The following is a 21,760-nucleotide window of genomic DNA, read 5'->3' as shown; positions in this document are numbered from 1 at the left end:
TGCTCGATTAGCTCTGCGAGGCCACGGCTTCAATTTCCACTTTGACGTCTTTTGGCAACCGGGCGACTTCCACGCAAGAGCGCGCCGGGAAAGAGGCATTGCGCTGAGTAAAAAATTCAGCATAGGCATTATTAATCGCGGCAAACTCGTTCAGGTCTTTGACAAAAATAGTGACCTTGCAAATATTACCAACCGTAAGCCCACCGGCTTCGATAATCGCCTGAACATTCTCCAGGCTCTGGCGGGTTTGACCTTCAGCGCACTCCGGAATATTTCCGGTTTGCGGATTAATCGGCAACTGGCCCGAAGTAAAAATGAAATTACCGGTTCGCGCCCCCTGAATATAAGGGCCAATCGCTTCCGGAGCCTGTTCAGTCGTAATAATCTTAGTCATCGTCAATCCTTAAATCATGTTTAGCGTTAGAGGGTGAACCCAACAATTAAATAGACAATTAGCGCCAGACTTCCCGTCACCAGCGCATAAGGCATCTGGGTGCGGATATGTTCAATATGGTCGCAGTTGGTCGCCATCGATGCGACGATAGCGTCACTGGAGATAGGTGAAGTCATGTCGCCAAAAATTGAACCGGAAATAGCCGCACCGATCATAAAATGCGGGTCAATACCTAATGACACGCCCAGTTGAACGCCAATCGGGATCATAATAGCGAAGGTTCCCCAGGAGGTGCCCGTCGCCAGCGACATCACCGCTGCAATCAGGAAGATAAAGCCAATCGAGAAACCGGATGGAATAACGCCGGAGGTAATCGAGGCAATATACTGCCCGGTATTCAGTTCCGCCGAAATATGCCCCATCAGGAAGGCCAGAATCATAATTGAGCTAATTTTGACCATGCTGGCATAGCCGATATACAGCTCTTTGAAAAAGTTCTCAACGTTGAGAATACCGCGCACTCTGAACCAGATAAAAGAAACCACGGTACCGAACATCACGCCGGAATAGACCGACATGGAACCACTGCCTTTGGAAAACTGTCCATCGCCGGTGATATACAGCACCACTGGCACCATTAATACTGTGGATAGAATCGGAATAAAGAAGTTAAGCATTGAATTACATGCTGGGTGATCAATAACCGGGTCCACATCTTCTTCGCCATGCTCTTGCTCTATTTCCGTTAATGCGGTTTCAAATTTTATCTCAGCCTTTTTCATCGGTCCCCAGCTACAGCCAGAGAGGATGTAAAAAAGCACTGAGGCTAATGAAAACCAGGCCATGGTGTTCCAGACCATCGAGCTGGCCAATACTTCAAAAGGTTCACCGGTCAAATAACCCTGTGCAATCTGTACGCCGATAACCCCCATCATCGCCGCCCCCCAGCCGTTGATCATCACCGATGAGCAGACGGAAACGCAGGAAGTCTGGATAATATAGGACATCTTTTCCGGCGAGACTTTGTAGCGCCGGGCAAGATTTTTTGTGGATGCACCGGCGATCAGCTGGTTTATTGAACTCTCAATAAAGATTAATGATGTCACCACCATCGCCAGCAGCTGCACCGACTTTTTATTAGTGACAAAATCATTTTTCTCCGAGAGAAACTGCACCAGCTTACGCACGCCGCCGGTGACCACAATCAGGCGCATAATACCGCCGATCATCACCATAAAAATAATCGTTCGCGCATTACCGGCGGAAGCGAATGTTTCGATAATTCCGTTCAGGGTGCCGCCAACCCCCTGGATAATACTGTGGTTAATCACCGCGTAGCCGACAAAAATACCGGTCAGCAGAGAGAGGATGACCTGGCGGGTCAGGATCGCCAGAATAATAGTAACCAGCGGGGTAATAATCGTCCAGATGCCATAATCATGCATGATGGTTATCCTGTGTGAGGTCCATAGCGGCGAAGGCAATGTCCAGGTCCTGTAGCAGATCATCGATATGTTCAATGCCGACGGAAAAACGCAGCGTGGTGTCATAAACCCCAATAGCTTCTCGCTCTTCTTTTGACATCGAACCGTGGGACATGGAGGCCGAATGGTTAATCATGCTCTCCACCCCGCCCAGCGATTCCGCCAACACAAAATAGTGCAACCCGCCGATAAAGCGCTTCAGACTCTGGAGGTCGCCTTTCAACGTTGCGGTCACCACCGCGCCGCCTGAGCGCATTTGCGCCTTGCACAGCTGATGCTGAGGATGCGACGGCAAACCAGGATAATAGACGCTGGCGATCGCTGGATGGTTCTCCAGATATTCCGCCACGCGCAGCGCGTTGCTGCACTGGCGTTCCATGCGTAGATCCAGCGTTTTCATGCCACGCAGGGCAAGATAGGCATCAAAGGGTGAAGCAATAGAACCAATGGTGGTTTTGATAAAGTCGAGGCGTGAAGCTAATGCTTCACTATTGGTGATGACTGCGCCGCCAATTAAATCAGAATGTCCGCCAACATATTTACTGGTCGAGAGCATCACCATATCCGCGCCCATTTCAAGCGGCTTATGATTCCAGGCGCTGGCGAAAGTATTATCCACGCAGGTCATAATGGCGTGTTCTTTAGCAATACGACAAACCTTTGCAATATCGACCAGCTCCAGCAATGGGTTGGTCGGCGTTTCAATCCAGATTAAGGCCGTATTCTCCTGGATACTATCAATTAGACTTTCTTCATCATTAAGATCAATATAGGAAATTGTCGCCCCGGTGGTGAGCGTTTTTAACTTTTCAAACAGCCGCCACGTTCCTCCATAGACACCTTTCATGGCGATAATATGGGCATCTTTTGGCAATAGTTCCATCACAATATTCGTGGCGGCCATTCCCGATGCCGTAGCGGTGGCATAAATCCCCCCTTCCAGTTCAGCAAGGGCAGATTCATAAGCTTTACGCGTTGGGTTAGAAACACGGGAATAACAAAAATCACCACCTTCGTGAAGGTTGGGTTGTATAAATGAGCTAGCCGTAACTATTGGTGTAAATATGGCATTGTTTACCGGGTCGGACTGGCTTCCTGCATGAACTGCCAGGGTAGCAATATCTTTAGTTCTTGTTTTCATAGGGTACACTCAAACTATTATTAGTCATAAAATATCGTGAGCTATATTTACGCTGCTTCCGAAGCTGGCGAATAAAACAGCAGCCAAAACTCCGCTTAATGGCTAAAAATAAATAGCCATTGGGTTGTGAACATCATGATTGTTATCCTTCAACCACAGTTAAAATGTATATTAGGCGGGGAAGAAAATCTTACCTATTTTCCCTCTAATAAGGCAAAAATGGAGAAAATTGTTCTCCACCAATCAAAGGATAACATCACTAACTGATTGATAAATAACAATTCAATTTCAAATGGTGATTTGAATCACAAAAAAAAAGGGAATAAATGCACTCTTTTACACCTCGAAAACATCTTTATCCGAGATCGCTACAGATGAAACTGGTACGTTCCGCTGAATGTAGTGAACGATAATCGACAGGCGAACAGTGTGCCCATTAGATATCCAATTTTTGGGGACAGCTCACTAGCGGGGAATTTTCTATATACAAACAGGCCCGGGATTGCCAACGGCATCCCAGGCGGGCAATTAGTAAGAACTTTTTGAATCGACGCTGCTGCTCTGAGCGCTCAGGCCCAGCACTTCCGGAGTGGAACGGTAGCCAATCCCCATCCGGTCGATGCCCATATCAATCAGTTGCAGGAAGTGTTCGCGGGTGCGAATGCAACCAGAGCCTTTGACCTTGCAGCGACCTTCTGCTGCCTTCATCATGACGGCAATAATTTCAGGCGTTGCCCCTTTGCTTTCCCCGCCGGTATAGAAGCCGGTTGAGGTTTTCACAAAATCAACACCAGCGCGGCAGGCATATTCGGTTGCTTTTGCCACCTGCTCGGCAGTGAGCGCATCTGTTTCAAAAATCACTTTAACCAGCGAGCCGTAGCGGTGGGCAACGTCTACAACCGCACGAATATCCTTTTCAAACTCTTCCCACATACCGCTGCGGATAAAGCCGTAGTTAGCGACAATATCCAGGTCTTCTACATCACCCTGCTGACAGATAATGTCGGCCTGCGCGGCTTTTGAAGCAGTAGACGAGTTGCCAAATGGGAAATCGCAGACCACGCAGATGCCTGTTCCCGTGCCTTTACACAACTCACGGGCAACGTCCAGATAAGCAGGGTTGATGCAGACCGTTTTGCATTTGTAATCAATCCCTTCCTGAATGTATTTGCGGACTTCTTGCAGGGTAAACTCAGGTTTCAGCACCGACTGGTCAATGTACTGGCCCAGTTCTGCGGGGGTCATATCTGCGGCTTTTTTATTCGGTTTCATAGCATAGTTCCTTTTAAGTGGCATTTTGTATCATTTGTATGATACATATCATGCAATATATGATGCCGGCTATGAGTTGATCCAGATCGAATTTTTGCAACGCGCGCGAGAGAAAAGGTGAAAAATGGAAGCACGCCGCAAGTTAGCGCAGAATGTATGACGGAGATAATTGGCAGAGAAAAAGAAAGGGCCGGAGCGGCCCTAGCGTTTTAGCTGACGGGAAAAATCGATTCGCGACTTGCCCGCATTCTGATTAGCATTGAAAAGATCGATCCTGAAGCTGCATTTATCGGCCCGGGTTACCGATGTGGTGTATTCAAAGACAAACCCCGTTTCGAGGAAGGAAATACGTTCTATCTGATATCCCGCCATCACTTTATCGTGGCACTGTAGATGGTGCGCCGCCGGTTTATTAATGATGATGGCATCAATATTTTCCGTCGCATGGGCGATATTCAGGCCATACTGGTTTTTCAGCACGTCATAGAGTGAGCCCACTTCAAAATCATGCTGCTCTATACCCTGACAAAGATTATAAGGAATCGCCGTTGTTTCAAGCAGTAGAGGCGTATCGTCGCCGTAGCGAACACGCCTAAGCAAAAAGACTTTTCTCTGGCCTTCCGGAAGATTTAATTTGTTGGCGACAACCTCATCGGCTTCAACAATGGCGGATTGCAACACCACCGAGCGGGGTTTAATTCCCTGCTCGCGCATGCTGTCGGTAAAGTTATACAGCGAGTTTAATTTGCGGTTAATTTTCTTGTCGGCAATAAATGAACCTTTCCCGCGCTGACGAACGATAAGCCCCTCATCCAGCAGCTCATTCATTGCCAGCCTGACAGTGGTTCGGCTGATTTTCAGGATGTCACATAGTTCGTTTTCAGTCACCATTTTGTCATTCACCCGGAACACGCCAAGTCGAATCTGATGCCGGATAAAAGAGGCGATCTGAGAGTACATTGATGGTCCGGCATCATCATTGAAGCGAAAGTTCTCTTTAATATAGAGTCCGGTGTCCATAGATTTCCCGTCATGTTAAAAATATGCCCTATACGTATCATACAATACATGACGCTGGCAGGAAACGGCAACGCGGTGATGAGAGCATCTTACCTGCCTGCTAACTGTGCGCTAACTCTTTGATATACCGGTTAACGATAGCGATTCACTGACATGGGGAGAGGTTTTAACCAGCTTAAGTGATAAACTCAGCAATTGAAGAGTTTCTCCACCATGAATCCCAAATTCTATCAGTTTTCAATGACGGTATATGCCGATGACTAAAATAAAGAAAACCCTTTATATCAGCGATCTTGACGGTACCCTGCTAAACAAAGAAGGAAAACTTTCCGCCTATACCCGCGAAGCCATTGGCAACTTCGCTAAAAATGGCGTTCTGTTTACTTGCGCCACCGGCAGAACGTTAAGCTCAGTCAAAATGCTGTTGGGCGATGCTAAGTTTTCCTGCCCGGGCGTATTCAGCGACGGTCTGTTAACCTTTGATATGCAGACCAACACCATTATTCAAGCCTCCGTCCTGCCGCAACGACTTATTGAACAGATAGCGGAAAAGCTGAATGAGTTCAATAATGACGGCTTCCTGTACTGCATCAACGGTAGCGAATATGCGCTTTTTTATACCGCAAAAAGCCATGCCCTAAGTCAGCATTTTATTAAGAGCAAAGCACCCTTTTTAAAAGACAATATTTTTAAAATTGAGCACTTCTCAGCGCTACCACCAGAATACCTACCGTTGTATTTTGTCGCCTACGATGAGTACGACAGACTGACGCCGCTGCAAAAGTCGGTCAATACCATTCATGATATTCACTGCCTGTTAAATCGTGACCTGTATCACGCGCAGGGCGATGTTTATTTTATGAATATTCTTACCGATTCAACATCTAAGCACTCGGCAATTCACCATCTCAAACAGCATCTGGGCGTTGATGAAGTGGTGGCTTTTGGCGATAACTATAACGATCTGCCGATGCTTGCCAGCGCCGATCGATGCTACGTTCCGCAAAATGCGATTCCGGAAGCCAAAAAGCTAGCAACGCAGGTAATCCCCTCCTGTGACCAGGATTCGGTGGTGAAATTCATCGAAGCGGAAACGCAGAGATAATGAATTCAAACAAATTCAGATGCTGGCTCTATACGAGCCAGTATGGTGAATACTTCAATATGCCTGCTTTTAACACCAGGCTAATAGCAACTATTTCCACCACAGGGTAATCAGAAAGAGCTATTTACAGCAAAGTACTGTATGGTCGTAAGCCCTTCAATCAGGAAATATCATATGTCAGAACGCAAAGATGCTAAAACTCGCCGTAATTATCTCGTAAAATGCTCCTGTCCTAATTGCTCCCAGGATTCAGAGCACAGTTTTAGCCGAGTACAAAAAGGTGCTCAGCTCATTTGCCCCTATTGCCATAAGCTCTTCCAGTCTTCATCCAGAACCGCCGCATAACCTATCCCTTACCAGATGCCGATTGCTTCGCATGATTGAACAATAATCAGCCAGCGCTGATAACGCGTTTAAATTTTTTGGGCTGCGGTAAAGCCCGCAAGCATGCGGGTTTTATTTCGATTTAAATAGACATCCCGTTTACTTACTGTATAGCCGTCCCGGCTTGCATATTTAAAAGGTATTTCTTTGTTCCAAAAAATGACAGGTATTGTCAAAACATTTGATAGTAAAACAGGCAAAGGTCTGATAATCCCCTCCGATGGTCGTAAAGACGTTCAGGTTCATATTTCCGCATTATCCCCCGGTGAGTCAACCACAATCCGTCCCGGTATTCGCGTAGAGTTTCGTCGAGTAAACGGACTGTGTGGTCCGACCGCCGCGAATGTTTATCTTTCCTGAAATTACCCAAAATGCTGGCCCTCCCGCCCAGCATAATTAATGCTGCCAGAAGTCTTAGGATATCCACCCCGAATATTTGGCTTTCCCCAATGAAAAAAAATACCTGCCACGAGCAACGCCGTGAAGTCGTTTTCTATAAGTAGAATTCGCACTAATTAATCCATCCTTCCGCTTAAAATTTGTGACCCACATCTCAAACTCATCGTAAAACTCAGAAACAAAAAAGCAACGTAAATCAAAGAAATAAGCCGAGGATTCATCCGCTATAAATATGACAAAAGTCACAAAATCACAATCAGGTTACTATTTTTAAGTAAAGGTGACTTTTTTACTATGTCATCGCCAGCACGAACAGGGAAAGATAGCGGGATCCAGCAGTTCATTGTCGTGCACGAAAGCGCTCAGGAGTCGAAATGGCGGTGGTCCTAACTTATATATGCGAGCTAAGTGAAGGTATACACGCCAGGCCTGCTGGATACATCGCGCGATTATGTCATTTATTCCAGGCCACTATCGACTGGGAGAACACCCGCACCGGCCTGCAGGCCAACGCGAAAAGCGCCCTTTCGCTGATAGCTACCGACACGCTGTTAAATGACGAATGTCGTATCTCACTGAGCGGCAATGATGAACAGAACGCCGCCGCACAGCTTCACGCTCTGCTTTGCGACCTGCCGACATTTAGCCTTGCATCTGAACCAGTGACCAGCCAGGGCTATCTGCCCCGCTGCCTGCGGGAGCTGAACCCGCAGGTTATTCAGGGAACCCGCATAAATAAAGGCGCGGCGATCGCCAAACCACGGGTAGTGCAAAGCCTCACTTTCGCCGACATCATCGCGCGAAATCCGGGCCACATTGATCGCCTTGAAGATGAAATGGCCCGACTTATCGCTGGTTTAGACACTTTGCGCGCAGAAAAAGAGACGGCCCTTGGACAAACCCACAGCGTTGAACGCGAGCTTATCGAAGCCCATCTCTCGCTAATTACCGACATGACCTTTCGGGATAAGGCGATCGGTTATCTTAATAACAATATCAATGCCTGGTCCGCCATCGCCCAGGCCGCTCTCGATTTTTGCCACATGCTTGAGCGCTCATCCAGCCATTATATTCAGGAGCGAACGCTGGATATCCTCGACATCGCCACGCAGCTTATTTGCACGCTGTATGGCGAACAGGCGCTGGCACACTCGCCGCTTACGCTCAAAGAACCGGCGATTGTGTTCGCCAACCACCTGACACCCAGCCAGTTTCTGGCTCTCGACAGAAACCAGATCGTCGGTCTGGTGCTATCGTCCACGGGAAAAACATCGCACACGGCGATCCTGGCGCGAGCATTGAGTATTCCAACCCTGACTGATATCGATATGTCGTCGCTCACGCTTGAGCCTGAGCGGCAGATAATTATTGATGGCGAGCCCGGAATTCTGATTACCCATCCGGATGAGAAGATGCTGCGCTATTACCGTCAGGAAATTGCCGTACAGCAGGCCATGCAGCAGTTGTTACGAGCAAACGCTTCAACGCCGGCACAGACCAGCGACGGGCAGCGCATTGAGATCGCTGCGAACATTGCCAGCCTCGCCGAAGCACAGGCCGCCTTTGATAATGGCGCACAAAGCATCGGGCTGTTTCGCACTGAGATAACCTTTATGGGCCGCGATACGCCCCCCACCAGCAAGGAGTTGGCCGACCTTTACACACAGGTGGTGATTCTGGCTGCGGGTAAAACGGTTATCTTTCGCACCTTTGACATCGGCGGTGATAAGCCCGTCGAATACCTTAGCAGCGACAAAGAAAAGAACCCGTTTCTCGGCTTCCGGGCAGTGCGTACCTATCCGCACTATCGCGACCTTTTCGTTGCCCAGTTGAAGGCGATTCTTATCGCATCGGCGGCAGGTCAGGCCAAAATCATGTTGCCGATGATTACGCGAGTTGAAGAACTTATCTGGTGCCGGGAGGTACTGGAGTCGGTCAAACAGGAGATGCGCGGTGAAGGGCTGGCATTCGATGAAGCGATCGCGCTCGGTATCATGCTGGAAGTTCCCTCGGTGCTGTTCGCAATGGCGGAAATGGCTGAACACGCCGATTTTTTCAGTGTTGGCAGTAACGACCTGACGCAGTACTTTTTCGCCGCCGACCGGGGAAATACTCAGGTAAAGAGCCTCTACGACAGCTACGCGCCGCCGTTTTTACGCGCCCTGCAGTTTGCGGTCAGCGAAGCTCATCGCGCCGGTAAACCGATCGGGCTTTGCGGCGAACTAGCCGCCGACGCCCCCATTCTCCCCCTGCTCATCGGCATCGGTTTTGATGAATTGAGTATGAACTGCGCCGCAATCCCAGGGATTAAAAATGCGCTCAGAAAGCTTAACGTTGCCGATTGCCAGACGCTCACGCAAACCCTGCTCGCGAGCCAACGCGCAGACCAGGTCAAAGCCATACTGCAAAGCTCGGGCGGCGGAGTGGCGAAAAAACCGCTTCTGTCACCGGAGATGATCCTGTGGAATATTGACGCCGCCGATAAAAACGAAGCGATCAAAATGATGGTCGATAACCTGTGGCTGCGTGAGCGTACCGATGAACGGGACAGACTATGTGACGACATCTGGGCCCGGGAAGTGCCTTTTCCTACCGTTGTCGGCTCGGGGTTTGCCATCCCCCACGCCCAAACGGACTACATCCACGACTCTGCTATTAGCGTCGCAACGCTTAAGCAACCGATAGCCTGGGGCGGCGTGATGGTAGATACCCTGTTTATGCTGACGATCAGCAATTCCGCGCAGGATAATGAGCATATGAAGTACTTCTCCACCCTGGCGCGCATGCTGATGAATGATGAATTTGTCAGCCGAATTAAAGCGGCAAAAAGCCCGAAAGCGCTTTACAACCTGATATCCAGAACTCTGGCCTTCTGATCACCAAACGTTATGAGGCTGACATGTTAAAACTATTAAAAAATACCAAGCGGCATTTCATGACCGGCGTGTCGTACATGATCCCATTCGTGGTGGCCGGAGGCGTGTTGCTGGCGCTGGCGGTAATGTTCAACGGAGAAGCGGCAGTACCGGACCACGGCTTTCTGAAGGCCATGTCGCAAATCGGTATGGCGGGTTTAACCCTGTTTATTCCCATCCTGTCAGGGTTTATCGCTTATTCGATGGTCGATAAACCGGGCATCGCGCCGGGTGCCATCGGCGGGTTAATGGCGTATCAAATGGGCGCTGGATTTTTAGGCGGCATGCTCTCAGGGATTATTGCCGGGCTGGTAGTCTATGTCCTGCTGAACCTGATCGCCCGACTCAGGATCCCCCATTTTCTGCGCATGGTATTACCGATATTTATTATTCCGCTGATCGGGACATTCCTCACCGGTATGGCGGTGTATTACATTATTGGCGATCCGATTGCCGGAGTGATGAAGTGGCTTAGCGTCTGGCTTGGCAATATGCAGGGCGCGTCGTTTATTATCCTCGGTACTATTCTTGGCTGCATGATCGCCGTCGACATGGGCGGGCCAATGAACAAAACCGCCTTTTTCTTTGCCGTTGCGCTGATCTCAACGAATCCGCAGCTGATGGCGGCGGTTGCCGCCGCCGACTGTACGCCGCCGCTGGGGCTGGCGCTGGCGACCTTTCTGTTTAAAGACATCTTTAATGATGTTGAGCGGGAAGCCGGAAAACCTGCCGTGATTATGGGCTTTATGGGGATTACGGAGGGGGCTATTCCGTTTGCGGCGGCGGATCCGGTACGAGTGATCCCAGCGATTATGTTCGGTAGCGCGGTCGCAGCGATCCTTTCTTTATGGTTTGGCGCAACTAACGCCGCGCCCTGGGGCGGGCTAATTGTATTACCGGTGGTCAGTAACCATTTTGGTTATATCGTCTCGGTGATAGCCGGAACCATCGCCACCGCCGTTGCGGTGAAGGTCCTGAAAACCGTTATCAAACCACGGGCATAATATGGCGACTTTTATTCAATCGATCCTCAGTGAATTCAGCGCCCAGGGCTCGATAAACGAAGGCTTACTGGTGGCCAACGGCAACGCACAGGCCCCGGCGATGGCCTATCATCTGCACGTACCGCGCATCGAGCTGACGGTAAAGGGTGCGCTCAGCATGCTGCTGCCGAAAGGCGTGGACCGAATCGTTAAATATGAACGTCCGGTCGGCACCATCACCTATATTCCCGCCAACAGCTGGAATTCGCCGCAGTGGGAAAGCCCGGTTATCTGCATGTCGGTGGTTTTCTGGAAGCAGGACGTTGGTTTTAGCATCAGCAACTGGGACGGTACGCAGTTTAAAGAAGTGGAGAAGTATAATCTGCAAAACTCCAGCAGTACGGTTCGCGACCGGCTGCTTGAACTTGCCGAATCCCTGGCGTGGGCGCAGGACAATACCGGCGAGACCTTTGCCCACATTGTCTATGCGCTGATTAACGACCTGCTGTATCAAATTACCGATGGCCTGAATAACCAGCGCGGCCCCTTCTCTCTGCTGGACGAAATTAAGAGTCATATCGATAGTCACTACCACACGGACATTAGCCGGGAGAGCGTCGCCGAGACCTTTAATATCTCTCCCGGCTATCTGTCGCGTCTGTTTTCGAAGGAGTCAGACGTGAAATTTAATGAATATCTCAAGTTAGCCCGCATCTCGCGCTCGAAAGCGCTGCTAACCAATACCAATCTGAAAATAAACGAGGTTTCAGAGAAGTGCGGTTTCACTGATACCAACTATTTCTGCAAGGTATTTCGCGATATCAACGACTGTACGCCGCTCGAGTACCGGCGCAAAAATAAGGGAGCAAGCTTATGACCACTCGTGCAGGAAGAGATGAGATCCAGCCCTTCTCCAGCGAACGTAATCTGCATATTGTGGCGGTGACCGCATGCGCGACCGGCGTGGCTCACACCTATATGGCCGCAGAGCAGCTGGAAAAACTGGCGAAGCAGTATCACTTTGCGATCAAAATAGAAACCCAGGGCGTGCTGGGGCTTAAGAACCCAATTACCGATAAAGATATTTTCGAGTCAGAGCTCGCTATTATTGCCTCCGACATTACGATCGATAACCCCTCACGTTTCGACGGCTGTCGTATTCTGAACGTCTGCATTAATTCACTGCTGCTTAAACCAGCGGAGGTTATCGCCGCCATGCGCAAGTCGCTGAATCTGCCGAGAGGCAACGTTATTGACCTGTAGACGGTGTTCCCGGAGGCGGTGCTGCACACCTGTTCCGGGCTATAATCGTCCAGACTCAAAGCCGCACGGGCACGGCGTACACCCTCTCCCTTTTTAAAGGAGAGGGTTGGGGTGGGGGTTTAATTCACAAACCATTTCAATCCAGCAAAGTATAAAGCGCCTGAATTCTCTCCCCTCCGCGCTGTTCAAGAAACGCTAACACCTGACGCACTGAGGTATTCAGGATCCTTGATGGCGGAAAATCAGCCTCCACCAGCAGATGCTGACAGGCGCTAAAGTCCCCCAGAGAAAACGCACTGTGTGAATCGCTACCCAACGAGAGAAGCCCACCGCTATCGCGTACAGCGGCGACAATTTTGCGACAGTTCCCCTCGCTGCCTTGACGCGACTGGACAAAAGAGGCGTTATTGACCTCCAGTGCCACATGACACTCCTTCGCCGCGGCCACCACCGCCGGGATATCAATCGGATACTCCGGGTTACCGGGGTGGCTGATGATATGCACCTTCCCGCTCGCTATCACTGCAATCAGCGCGTCGGTATTGGTGGTAATGTCCGCAGGCGCAAACACCTGCTTGTGGAATCCGGCAATCACTAAATCCAGTGACGCGCGCATTTTGTAGCTGCAGTCGGTCTCACCACCGGGTTTGATATTGGCCTCAATGCCGCGCAGGATCCCCACCCCATCAACCACCCGCGGCAGTACGCGCAAATTATTGAAGTGGAACGGATGCGGCGCATCAACCATTTCCGGGCCATGGTCGGTGATGGCGATCAGGCGAATATGATTCCGCACCGCGGCGGCGATATAGTCATGCACCGTGCTGTAGGCGTGGGTGCTGGCCAGGGTATGCATATGAAGATCGACGGGATACATGTTATCTCTCCCTTAATGAAAAGCGGCCCCTTCGCGTATAAGGGGCCGTCAAAGATTAAGCCAGCAGCGCTTTTGCCTGCTGCAACACCGCCTCAACGGTAATACCGAACTCCTGATAAAGCTGTTCCGCCGGAGCGGATTCACCGTAGCTCTGCATACCGATAATCGCGCCGTTCAGCCCGACATATTTAAACCAGTAATCCGCGATCCCCGCTTCCACTGCGATACGCGCAGACACCGCCTGAGGCAGTACCGCTTCACGATACGCCGCATCCTGCTTGTCGAAGACATCGGTGGACGGCATCGAGACCACCCGCGCCTTCACACCTTCAGCCATCAGTTGCTGCCATGCGGCTACCGCCAGCTCAACTTCGGAACCGGTCGCGATAAGAATCAACTGCGGTTGCCCGTCACAATCCTTCAAGACATAGCCGCCACGCGCAATATCCTGCACCTGCTGCCAGGTCCGTTCCTGTTGGGTCAGGTTTTGCCGGGAGAAAATCAGCGCCGTCGGGCCATCCTGCCGCTCAACGCCATACTTCCACGCTACCGCCGATTCCACCTGATCGCAGGGCCGCCAGGTGCTGAGGTTCGGCGTCAGGCGCAACGAAGCAATCTGTTCGACCGGTTGATGGGTCGGACCATCTTCCCCCAGACCAATAGAATCGTGGGTATAAACCATCACCTGGCGCTGCTTCATCAGCGCCGCCATGCGCACCGCGTTGCGCGCGTATTCGACAAACATCAGGAAGGTCGAGGTATACGGCAGGAAGCCGCCGTGCAGCGCAATCCCGTTGGCGATGGCGGTCATACCGAACTCGCGTACGCCGTAGTGAATGTAGTTCCCGGCGGGCTCTTCGTTACTCGCTTTAGACCCGGACCACAAGGTCAGATTCGACGGAGCCAAATCCGCAGAGCCGCCGAGGAATTCCGGCAACAGCGGACCAAAGGCTTCAATCGCATTCTGCGACGCTTTACGGCTGGCAATTTTCGCCGGTTTGGCCTGCAATTTTTCAATAAACGCCTGCGCGTTGCTGGCAAATTCTGCGGGCAGTTGCCCCTTTATTCTGCGGGTAAATTCACCAGCCAGTTCAGGGAAAGCTTGAACGTAGGCGGCAAACTTCTCATTCCACGCAGCCTCCTTCGTCTGCCCTGATTTGCGAGCATCCCACTGCGCGGCTATCTCAGAGGGGATGACAAACGGCGGATACGGCCAGCCCAGCGCGTCACGCGTCGCCGCCACCTCGGCCTCGCCCAGCGGCGCGCCGTGGACATCATGAGTACCCGCTTTATGCGGCGAGCCAAAACCGATCACCGTTTTGCAGATAATTAACGTCGGCATGGAGGTAATCGACTTTGCAACATCAATCGCGGCACGAATGGATTCAGGGTCGTGACCATCGACTCCGCGCACCACGTGCCAGCCGTAGGCCTCGAAGCGTTTAGCGGTATCATCGGTGAACCATCCCTCAACGTGGCCATCGATAGAGATGCCGTTATCGTCGTAGAACGCCACCAGCTTACCGAGCTTCAACGTCCCCGCAAGAGAGCACACTTCATGTGAAATGCCTTCCATCATGCAGCCGTCACCCATAAAGGCATATGTGAAGTGATCAATGATTTCATGGCCCGGACGGTTAAATTGTGCCGCGAGAGTTTTCTCGGCAATCGCCATGCCGACCGCGTTGGCGATCCCCTGGCCCAGCGGCCCGGTGGTAGTTTCCACGCCTGGGGTGTAGCCAACTTCCGGGTGGCCCGGCGTTTTCGAATGCAGCTGACGGAAGTTTTTCAGCTCATCCATTGGCAGATCGTAACCGGTAAGGTGCAACAGGCTGTAGATCAGCATCGAGCCGTGACCGTTGGAGAGCACGAAGCGGTCGCGGTTGGCCCATACGGGGTTATTCGGGTTGTGGTTGAGAAAATCTCGCCACAGCACTTCGGCAATATCCGCCATTCCCATAGGGGCGCCCGGATGCCCTGAGTTCGCCCGCTGCACGGCATCAACGCTCAGCATACGGATGGCATTGGCCAGGGTTTTTCGTGATGACATTTAAAACTCCCTCTGAATCTTAAGGAAAAAATCCGCCTCATCCTTTCGCGTTGCGCTCAGGTCAAGGTAGTTATCAATGGTTTGCCAGATATCGATATCGTGAACCACCGACTGACGGGTCAACACTTCAATCACCACGCATCCAGCCTGAGTGGCGGAAAGCAGACCGGCAGTGGAATCTTCAAAAGCGAGGCAATTAGCGGGTGAAAGACCGAGTCGGGCTGCACCCGTAAGGAACGGTTCCGGATGCGGCTTGCCGTGATGAATATCTTCGCTGGTCACCAGCACCGGCGGGAACGGAAAACCGGCTTGTCGGATCCGTGCCGAAGCCACCTTCAGCGATCCGGAAGTCACAATAGCCCAGAGGGCCTGCAACTGCTCCAGTTGGCGGAGAAAATCAACCGCGCCGTTCACTGCGGTAATACCGTCAGTATTGCGCGCTTCAAACTCTTCCAGCGCGAGAAATTCGTCGTAAATGATCTGTTCGCTGGCATCGGGCATAAAATGGCGCAGCGTGCTCAGGGCGGGCTTACCGTGGAGAAAATGGCATACTGCCTGCGGATCCAGCCCTTTTTTAGTCGCCCATAAACGCCAGGAGGTCTCAACAAAATCCAGCGAGTTTACCAGCGTCCCGTCTAAATCCAGTAATATTCCACGAAAATGCATCGTACTTACCACGGCAAAATAAATAGAGTGTGTTTTATTTTGTACTCCATTAACCGGTAGCCAATAAATAGAAAGAAAGACACTTTAATAGCAATTGGGTGACCACTATCCGATGATTAATAAGAGTGTGATAGCAATCACAAGGGTTAATATTATCTAATTTTATGACTGCGATCACAAAATAATAATCAGGTTTTTTTATTCAAGCAAAGGTCACTTTTTTTCTATTCAAAGCTAACTGAGAACGATGAAGGATATAAAACATGAAATGCAGACACCCACATCTGCAGAGAAAATTAATTAGCCCTGGCTAAACGATTATCGGGAGCAATGATGTCAGAGATAATAACGTATCAATGTGATCTAAAGGATGGTATTCACGCCAGACCGGCGGGGCATATCGAACGGCTGTGCAATACATTTCAATCTGCGGTGTGCTGGAATAATATTCGCAGCGGCATTCAGGGTAATGGTAAAAGTGCCCTCTCGATTGTCGCTACCGATACCTTATTCGACGACGCCTGTGAAATTACAATCAGCGGAAAAGATGCTGCAAGCGCTGCTCAGCAGTTGAGTGCGCTGCTCAAAAAACTGCCCTCCTTCGAGGTTAGCCAGGCGGACGAAACCGCAGCGCCTGCGGGCTATCTCCCGCGTTCACTGCGGGAAACTCAGCTCAGTTTTATTCAGGGTTCACGCATCAGCGGCGGTGTTGCCATTGCCAGACCCGTTCGTATTCAGAGCCTGTCACTGGATGAAATGCTGGCGCGTAACCCGGGCGGTGAATATTCCACTGAGCACCAGCAGCGTATTTTTCTGGCGGGTTTAGAAACGCTCAAACATGATAAACAGACCGCCCTGGAAACCCAAAAAGGCGTTGAGCATGATATCCTGCAAGCGCATTTATCAATAATTACCGACGCAACCTTCCAGAGCCATATCTCCACCGCGATTGTTGGCGGAGAAAACACCTGGGATGCGGTCATTAAGGCTGCCATAGATTTCTGTGAAATTCTTAATCGCTCATCGAGTAAATATATTAAAGAGCGGACCCTTGACGTTCTTGACATTACAGGTCAATTGCTCACGTCGATTTATGGCGCCGGCGTATTACCACAAAACAACCTTAAATTAACACAGCCATCGATTATTCTGGCCAATAGCCTGACGCCAAGTCAGTTCCTCGGCATCAATAAAGAGTATCTTGCCGGGATGGTATTATCCGCCACCGGTAAAACATCACACACCGCAATCCTCGCGCGTTCGCTTGGTATCCCAACCCTGACGGATATTGATTTTTCATCCCTGCCGCTGAATGCGGAAAATGACATTATTATTGACGGTAATCCGGGAATTCTGATTACCGCGCCGGATGAAAAAGTCTTGCGCTATTACCAAAATGAAATTGCCGTCCAGCAGAGCATGCAGCAGCAAATGCTGGCTAACGTCCACCAACCGGCAGTGACCCACGATAATCATAGCATTGAGATAGCCGCCAATATCGCTAGCCTGGCGGAAGCCGAAGCCGCGTTCAACAACGGCGCTGAAGGTATTGGGCTGTTCCGTACCGAAATGTCATTTATGGACCGCGAAACTGCACCGGACTACCGTGAACTGGCGGAGCTATACGGTCAGGTGATGCAGGTTGCGCATGGGAAGCCAGTTATCTTCCGCACCTTTGACATTGGCGGCGATAAACCCGTCGACTATATGAACCTCGGTGAAGAGGAAAATCCGTTTCTCGGCTTCCGGGCAGTACGCACCTATCCGCGCTATCGCGACCTTTTCGCCATGCAGCTCAAGGCTATCCTCAGCGCCTCGGCATTTGGCAATGCCAAAATCATGATTCCGATGATCGCTAACGTTGATGAAGTTATCTGGTGCCGTGAAGTGCTGGAGGAGGTGAAAAGCGCGATGCGCAGCGAGGGATTGGCGTTCAACGATGAGATTTCGCTCGGCGTGATGCTGGAAGTGCCCTCCGTCATCTTCGCAATTCGTGAAATAGCCGAATACGCGGATTTCTTTAGCGTAGGCAGCAACGATCTGACGCAGTACTTTTTTGCCGCCGACCGCGGAAACACCCAGGTTGAGGCGGTGTACGACAACTATGCCCCGGCATTCCTTCGCGCCATGCAGTATGCCGCCGATGAAGTCCATCGCGCAGGCAAGTGGATAGGTATCTGCGGGGAGCTGGGCGCCAGCAAAGATTTTCTGCCGCTGTTCGTCGGCATGGGTTTTGACGAACTCAGCATGAGCGGCACCTCGATTCCAGGCGTTAAACATACGCTGCGGGAGCTGAGTTTCGCTAAATGCCAGAGAGTGGCGCAGGATATCGTGGCGTTAAAACGCTCCGCTGATGTCAAAGTTGCACTGCGTTCTCCGGACGTAAAAGCGGTCAGCAAAATGCCGATCCTCGCCCCGGAGTTCATTCTCTGCGAACTACAGGCCCGCGACAAAAACGAAGTTATCAAAAAGATGACCGACAATCTGTGGCTGCACCATCGCACCGAGAATCGAGAGCAATTAACCGACGATATCTGGGCGCGCGAGGACTCATTCTCCACTGCCGTGGGTTATGGCTTCGCCATTCCGCACACCAAGTCGGACCATATTCACTACTCCACCATCAGTATGGCAACTCTTGCGTCGCCCATCATGTGGGGCGATCAGGAAGTCGAAACCGTATTCATGCTGACGGTGAGTAAATCCGCCGACCCTAATGAGCATATGAAATATTTCTCCACGCTTGCCAGAAAGCTAATGAAAGAGGATTTCCGCAATGAAATAAAACAGGCCGAAAACGTCAACGTACTCTACAACCTGATGGCCAATACTCTGGCCGTATGAAATCAGGAAATTATTAAGCCACATTTAAAATTACAGCCAAATAAAAAATCAGGAGTCACTCATGAAAATTGTCGGAGTCGCAGCATGCATTACCGGAGTCGCCCACACCTATATGGCCCAGGAAGCGATTGAGCAGGAGTGTAAAAAAAGAGGTTATGACGTCAAAGTCGAAACTCAGGGCGGCATGGGGATTGAAAATGAATTAAGTGAAGATGAGATTGCCGAAGCTGATGTCGTTATTCTGGCGATTGCCATCGGTATTGAGGGCGTCGAACGCTTTGAAGAAAAAGAAGACGCCGGACTGGTTATTTCACTCAACCCAGCGGAAGTGGTTCGCGATCCGGCGGCTATTATTGACCGGGCTGAGAAACTGGCGCAATAAACCAACCCGTCGGTCCTGATTTACTTTCGGCATTCGGTACCGGCGAATAATAACGTTAATTAAATTTTTGCGAACGCTGTATTTCAATTATGACGCAAAAGCGCCCGGGGATGACTACGCCCGTAAACCGTATGTCACCCCATAAAAATACAGGGTATCGGGAGGATAAAAAATGTCGGAAAAAGCAAAAGCCATTAAGGATGATTTAGTTAAAGCATTTAGCACCGGTGTGTCATATATGATGCCGGTGGTGGTGGTCGGCGGTATCTGTCTGGCGCTTTCCCTGATTGGCGGCGAGCCGGTTGCGGGCAAAGGCATGGTCGTCACCAACCCATTCTTATTGAACCTTGGCGCTATCGGCAGCGCCGGGCTGGGAATGATGATCCCGGTGCTGGCGGCCTATATCTCCTACTCTATCGCCGGTAAACCGGGGCTGACGCCGGGTTTAATCACCGGCTTTATGGCCAGCACGCCGTTGGGCGCAGACCACGTGGTAACCGGTTTTCTGGGGGCAATGCTGCTCGGTATTCTCAGTGGCTACGTCGCCAAGTGGATAAAAACCTGGAAGGTCGGCAAAGTGCTGATGCCGGTCATGCCGATCATGATTATTCCCATCGTCTCAAGCGTCATTGTCGGCATGCTCTATCTGTACGTACTGATTGAGCCCATCGGTTTTGCCATGAAATGGCTGGTTTCCATGCTCTCTAATATGCAGGGAAGCAGCGGCGTCGTATTAGGTTTAATTCTCGGTGCCATGGCGGCCTTTGATATGGGTGGGCCAGTCAATAAAACCGCAACGGCATTTACCCTCGCCTTAATGGCAGAAGGTATTTATGGCCCGAACGGCGCTTACCGTATTGCCTGCGCTATTCCACCACTCGGCATTGCTCTCTCGACTTTTATTTCTCAGCGTAAATGGGCTGAAGATGAAAGACGAATGGGCACCTCCGCTGCCTTTATGGGATTAATTGGCATTACCGAAGGGGCGATTCCTTTCGCCGTTAAAAACCTGAAGACCGTACTGCCGTCAATTATTATCGGTAGCGCCGTCGGTGCCGGTCTGGCTATGGTTCACGGCGTCGAATCTATGGTTCCCCATGGTGGATTAATTGCCATAGCTGGCGTCAATAAAGCACCAATGTGGTACGTCATCGATATGATTATCGGCGTTATTGTCACCGCCATCTGCCTGCATATTCTGCGCCCCAACATTAGCGAGCCGGTAAAAAAAGAGTCGGCTAAAAAAACAATCACTTCTGATATGAATAAAGTCTGAGGAGTTATCATGAAAAACACAATGAAACAGTACGTCGATTATATTGTTAACGGTGGCAAGTCTACAATGTTGGGAATTGGCCCAATGTCCCCGGCGTTAATTCAGGCCTGCTTTGAGCTGGGTAAAGAAAAAGATCTGCCACTGATGTTTATTGCCAGCCGCAACCAGGTTGATGCCGATGAATTTGGCGCGGGTTACGTTAATAACTGGGATCAATTCCGCTTTGCTGCCGACCTGAAAGCGATGGCGGAAAAAGTCGGCTTCGACGGCGATTACTTCCTCTGCCGCGACCACGGCGGCCCATGGCAGCGTGATAAAGAGCGTAAAGACCACATTCCGGAAGCCGAAGCGATGAAGCTGGCTCGCCGCTCTTATCAGATTGATATGGATGCCGGTTTCGACCTGTTGCATATTGACCCGACGAAAGACCCGTACGTTGTTGGTAAAGTCATTGATATTGAACTGGTTCTGAGCCGCACCGTTGAGCTGATTCGCTTCTGCGAAGAGTACCGCAAGGCCAATAACCTGAAAGAGTTCTTCTATGAAGTCGGTACCGAAGAGACCAACGGCGGCCTGACCGACGTCAGCGCCTATGAAGGGTTTATTATCGAGCTGAATAAGCGTCTTGCTGCCGAATCGCTGCCGCAGCCGCTGTTTATCGTCGGCCAAACCGGCACCCTGACCCGTCTGACCAAAAACGTTGGCCACTTCAACGATAAGCAGTCCGCAGAGCTTTCGGCTATCAGCACCCGTCACGGCGTCGGCCTGAAAGAGCATAACGGCGACTACCTGCCGGATGAAATTTTACTGAAGCATCCGGGTCTGGGCATCACCGCGATGAACGTCGCTCCGGCCTACGGCACCATTGAAACCCGCGCTTATCTGAAGCTGGCGGAAGTCGAGAAAGATCTGGCGGCAAAAGGCTTTATCAAGTCGGCGTCTGATTTAAAAACCGTCCTGACCCGCGAGTGCGTACTGAGCCACAAATGGGAAAAATGGATGACCGATGAGCACAAAAACAAGTCCGAAGAGCAGATCTTTAACGAGCCGGAATTGTTGAAAGAGATTCTTGAACTCAGCGGCCACTACAACTACGAAAAACCGGATGTTGTAAAAGAGATGCAAACCATGTTTGCCAATCTGAAGTCGTTTGGCGTCGAGCCTGAGCGTTACGTGGTCAATAAAATTAAAGATATGATCCAGAACGAAGCCGAATGCTTCAATATGCCAGGCCTGACCTCCCGCGTCGCGCAGGCAAAATAATCCCCCACCCAACCGACAATAAGGAGCGGGCCTTGCCTTCTC

At 50.7% G+C, this 21,760-nt stretch carries 19 protein-coding genes; 11 read left to right on the top strand and 8 right to left on the bottom strand.

Annotated elements, in window-relative coordinates; translation table 11 throughout:
* Positions 1-7 precede the first annotated feature (7 nt).
* From QVF11_RS12285 to QVF11_RS12265, 5 genes are all read right to left on the bottom strand, one after another.
* Positions 8-394: a RidA family protein gene (locus tag QVF11_RS12285; RefSeq protein ID WP_110273940.1), complete on the bottom strand. Its 387-nt coding sequence runs from the start codon at positions 392-394 to the stop codon at positions 8-10.
* A gap of 26 nt (positions 395-420) precedes the next feature.
* A complete protein-coding gene (locus QVF11_RS12280) occupies positions 421-1,839 on the bottom strand; it encodes a Na+/H+ antiporter NhaC family protein (protein WP_110273939.1) in 1,419 nt (472 codons plus the stop codon).
* The gene (locus QVF11_RS12275) at positions 1,832-3,019 is read right to left on the bottom strand and encodes a trans-sulfuration enzyme family protein (protein ID WP_139537449.1); all 1,188 of its coding nucleotides are present in this window, start codon (positions 3,017-3,019) and stop codon (positions 1,832-1,834) included. The genes QVF11_RS12280 and QVF11_RS12275 overlap by 8 nt, the downstream gene beginning before the upstream one ends.
* A gap of 528 nt (positions 3,020-3,547) precedes the next feature.
* Positions 3,548-4,291 carry a deoxyribose-phosphate aldolase gene (deoC, locus tag QVF11_RS12270; protein ID WP_139537450.1) on the bottom strand — a complete coding sequence of 248 codons (744 nt, stop codon included), beginning with the start codon at positions 4,289-4,291 and terminating at the stop codon, positions 3,548-3,550.
* A gap of 201 nt (positions 4,292-4,492) precedes the next feature.
* Entirely contained in the window at positions 4,493-5,311 is an 819-nt protein-coding gene (locus QVF11_RS12265) for a GntR family transcriptional regulator (RefSeq protein ID WP_287857167.1), read from the bottom strand.
* Between the two features lie 256 nt (positions 5,312-5,567).
* Here QVF11_RS12265 and QVF11_RS12260 point away from each other — a divergent pair, with 256 nt between their 5' ends.
* From QVF11_RS12260 to QVF11_RS12230, 7 genes are all read left to right on the top strand, one after another.
* On the top strand, positions 5,568-6,416 hold the full coding sequence (locus QVF11_RS12260) for an HAD-IIB family hydrolase (RefSeq protein ID WP_287857165.1): 849 nt from the start codon (positions 5,568-5,570) through the stop codon (positions 6,414-6,416).
* Between the two features lie 141 nt (positions 6,417-6,557).
* A complete protein-coding gene (locus tag QVF11_RS12255) occupies positions 6,558-6,761 on the top strand; it encodes a YnfU family zinc-binding protein (RefSeq protein ID WP_323808951.1) in 204 nt (67 codons plus the stop codon).
* Positions 6,762-6,947: 186 nt separating this feature from the next.
* Entirely contained in the window at positions 6,948-7,160 is a 213-nt protein-coding gene (gene cspF / locus QVF11_RS12250) for a cold shock-like protein CspF (RefSeq protein WP_112213481.1), read from the top strand.
* A gap of 413 nt (positions 7,161-7,573) precedes the next feature.
* Positions 7,574-10,075, top strand: a complete 2,502-nt coding sequence (gene ptsP / locus QVF11_RS12245; RefSeq protein ID WP_287857160.1) for a phosphoenolpyruvate--protein phosphotransferase — start codon at positions 7,574-7,576, stop codon at positions 10,073-10,075.
* A gap of 23 nt (positions 10,076-10,098) precedes the next feature.
* Positions 10,099-11,118, top strand: a complete 1,020-nt coding sequence (locus tag QVF11_RS12240) for a PTS fructose transporter subunit IIC (protein WP_139537455.1) — start codon at positions 10,099-10,101, stop codon at positions 11,116-11,118.
* Between the two features lies 1 nt (position 11,119).
* Positions 11,120-11,974, top strand: a complete 855-nt coding sequence (locus QVF11_RS12235; RefSeq protein WP_112213478.1) for a helix-turn-helix domain-containing protein — start codon at positions 11,120-11,122, stop codon at positions 11,972-11,974.
* On the top strand, positions 11,971-12,360 hold the full coding sequence (locus QVF11_RS12230; protein ID WP_112213477.1) for a PTS fructose transporter subunit IIB: 390 nt from the start codon (positions 11,971-11,973) through the stop codon (positions 12,358-12,360). The genes QVF11_RS12235 and QVF11_RS12230 overlap by 4 nt, the downstream gene beginning before the upstream one ends.
* A gap of 136 nt (positions 12,361-12,496) precedes the next feature.
* Here QVF11_RS12230 and QVF11_RS12225 read toward each other — a convergent pair whose 3' ends face one another.
* Genes QVF11_RS12225 through QVF11_RS12215 form a run of 3 tightly spaced genes read right to left on the bottom strand, consistent with a single transcriptional unit; the run spans position 12,497 to position 15,953 of the window.
* Entirely contained in the window at positions 12,497-13,237 is a 741-nt protein-coding gene (locus QVF11_RS12225) for a phosphatase (RefSeq protein ID WP_287857157.1), read from the bottom strand.
* A 55-nt stretch (positions 13,238-13,292) separates the two neighbouring features.
* Positions 13,293-15,287 carry a transketolase gene (gene tkt / locus QVF11_RS12220; protein ID WP_287857155.1) on the bottom strand — a complete coding sequence of 665 codons (1,995 nt, stop codon included), beginning with the start codon at positions 15,285-15,287 and terminating at the stop codon, positions 13,293-13,295.
* Positions 15,288-15,953 carry an HAD-IA family hydrolase gene (locus QVF11_RS12215; protein WP_287857154.1) on the bottom strand — a complete coding sequence of 222 codons (666 nt, stop codon included), beginning with the start codon at positions 15,951-15,953 and terminating at the stop codon, positions 15,288-15,290. It lies immediately after the preceding gene.
* A gap of 333 nt (positions 15,954-16,286) precedes the next feature.
* Between QVF11_RS12215 and ptsP (QVF11_RS12210) the strand changes: the two genes are divergently transcribed.
* The 4 genes from ptsP (QVF11_RS12210) (at position 16,287) to QVF11_RS12195 (ending at position 21,718) form a co-directional block, all read left to right on the top strand.
* Positions 16,287-18,797: a phosphoenolpyruvate--protein phosphotransferase gene (gene ptsP, locus QVF11_RS12210; protein WP_287857152.1), complete on the top strand. Its 2,511-nt coding sequence runs from the start codon at positions 16,287-16,289 to the stop codon at positions 18,795-18,797.
* A 61-nt stretch (positions 18,798-18,858) separates the two neighbouring features.
* Positions 18,859-19,179, top strand: coding sequence for a PTS fructose transporter subunit IIB (locus QVF11_RS12205; RefSeq protein WP_112213472.1), 321 nt, complete (start codon positions 18,859-18,861; stop codon positions 19,177-19,179).
* A gap of 172 nt (positions 19,180-19,351) precedes the next feature.
* Entirely contained in the window at positions 19,352-20,455 is a 1,104-nt protein-coding gene (locus tag QVF11_RS12200) for a PTS fructose transporter subunit IIC (protein ID WP_112213471.1), read from the top strand.
* 9 nt (positions 20,456-20,464) lie between these two features.
* Entirely contained in the window at positions 20,465-21,718 is a 1,254-nt protein-coding gene (locus tag QVF11_RS12195; protein WP_139537463.1) for a class II D-tagatose-bisphosphate aldolase non-catalytic subunit, read from the top strand.
* The last annotated feature ends 42 nt before the right edge of the window (positions 21,719-21,760 follow it).

Source organism: Klebsiella sp., from assembly GCF_027492335.1.
Lineage (GTDB): Bacteria > Pseudomonadota > Gammaproteobacteria > Enterobacterales > Enterobacteriaceae > Klebsiella > Klebsiella huaxiensis.
Note: the sequence above shows the minus strand (reverse complement) of the source record. Positions and strands in the feature narration are given on the sequence as shown.

Coding starts and splice junctions, on each gene's coding strand:
- ptsP (WP_287857152.1), top strand. CDS start 16,287: ATGTCAGAGATAATAACGTATCAATGTGATCTAAAGGATGGTATTCAC.
- QVF11_RS12280 (WP_110273939.1), bottom strand. CDS start 1,839: ATGCATGATTATGGCATCTGGACGATTATTACCCCGCTGGTTACTATT.
- QVF11_RS12260 (WP_287857165.1), top strand. CDS start 5,568: ATGACTAAAATAAAGAAAACCCTTTATATCAGCGATCTTGACGGTACC.
- QVF11_RS12265 (WP_287857167.1), bottom strand. CDS start 5,311: ATGGACACCGGACTCTATATTAAAGAGAACTTTCGCTTCAATGATGAT.
- tkt (WP_287857155.1), bottom strand. CDS start 15,287: ATGTCATCACGAAAAACCCTGGCCAATGCCATCCGTATGCTGAGCGTT.
- QVF11_RS12230 (WP_112213477.1), top strand. CDS start 11,971: ATGACCACTCGTGCAGGAAGAGATGAGATCCAGCCCTTCTCCAGCGAA.
- QVF11_RS12235 (WP_112213478.1), top strand. CDS start 11,120: ATGGCGACTTTTATTCAATCGATCCTCAGTGAATTCAGCGCCCAGGGC.
- QVF11_RS12275 (WP_139537449.1), bottom strand. CDS start 3,019: ATGAAAACAAGAACTAAAGATATTGCTACCCTGGCAGTTCATGCAGGA.
- QVF11_RS12255 (WP_323808951.1), top strand. CDS start 6,558: ATGGTCGTAAGCCCTTCAATCAGGAAATATCATATGTCAGAACGCAAA.
- QVF11_RS12200 (WP_112213471.1), top strand. CDS start 19,352: ATGTCGGAAAAAGCAAAAGCCATTAAGGATGATTTAGTTAAAGCATTT.
- QVF11_RS12195 (WP_139537463.1), top strand. CDS start 20,465: ATGAAAAACACAATGAAACAGTACGTCGATTATATTGTTAACGGTGGC.
- QVF11_RS12240 (WP_139537455.1), top strand. CDS start 10,099: ATGTTAAAACTATTAAAAAATACCAAGCGGCATTTCATGACCGGCGTG.
- deoC (WP_139537450.1), bottom strand. CDS start 4,291: ATGAAACCGAATAAAAAAGCCGCAGATATGACCCCCGCAGAACTGGGC.
- QVF11_RS12205 (WP_112213472.1), top strand. CDS start 18,859: ATGAAAATTGTCGGAGTCGCAGCATGCATTACCGGAGTCGCCCACACC.
- QVF11_RS12225 (WP_287857157.1), bottom strand. CDS start 13,237: ATGTATCCCGTCGATCTTCATATGCATACCCTGGCCAGCACCCACGCC.
- QVF11_RS12215 (WP_287857154.1), bottom strand. CDS start 15,953: ATGCATTTTCGTGGAATATTACTGGATTTAGACGGGACGCTGGTAAAC.
- ptsP (WP_287857160.1), top strand. CDS start 7,574: ATGGCGGTGGTCCTAACTTATATATGCGAGCTAAGTGAAGGTATACAC.
- QVF11_RS12285 (WP_110273940.1), bottom strand. CDS start 394: ATGACTAAGATTATTACGACTGAACAGGCTCCGGAAGCGATTGGCCCT.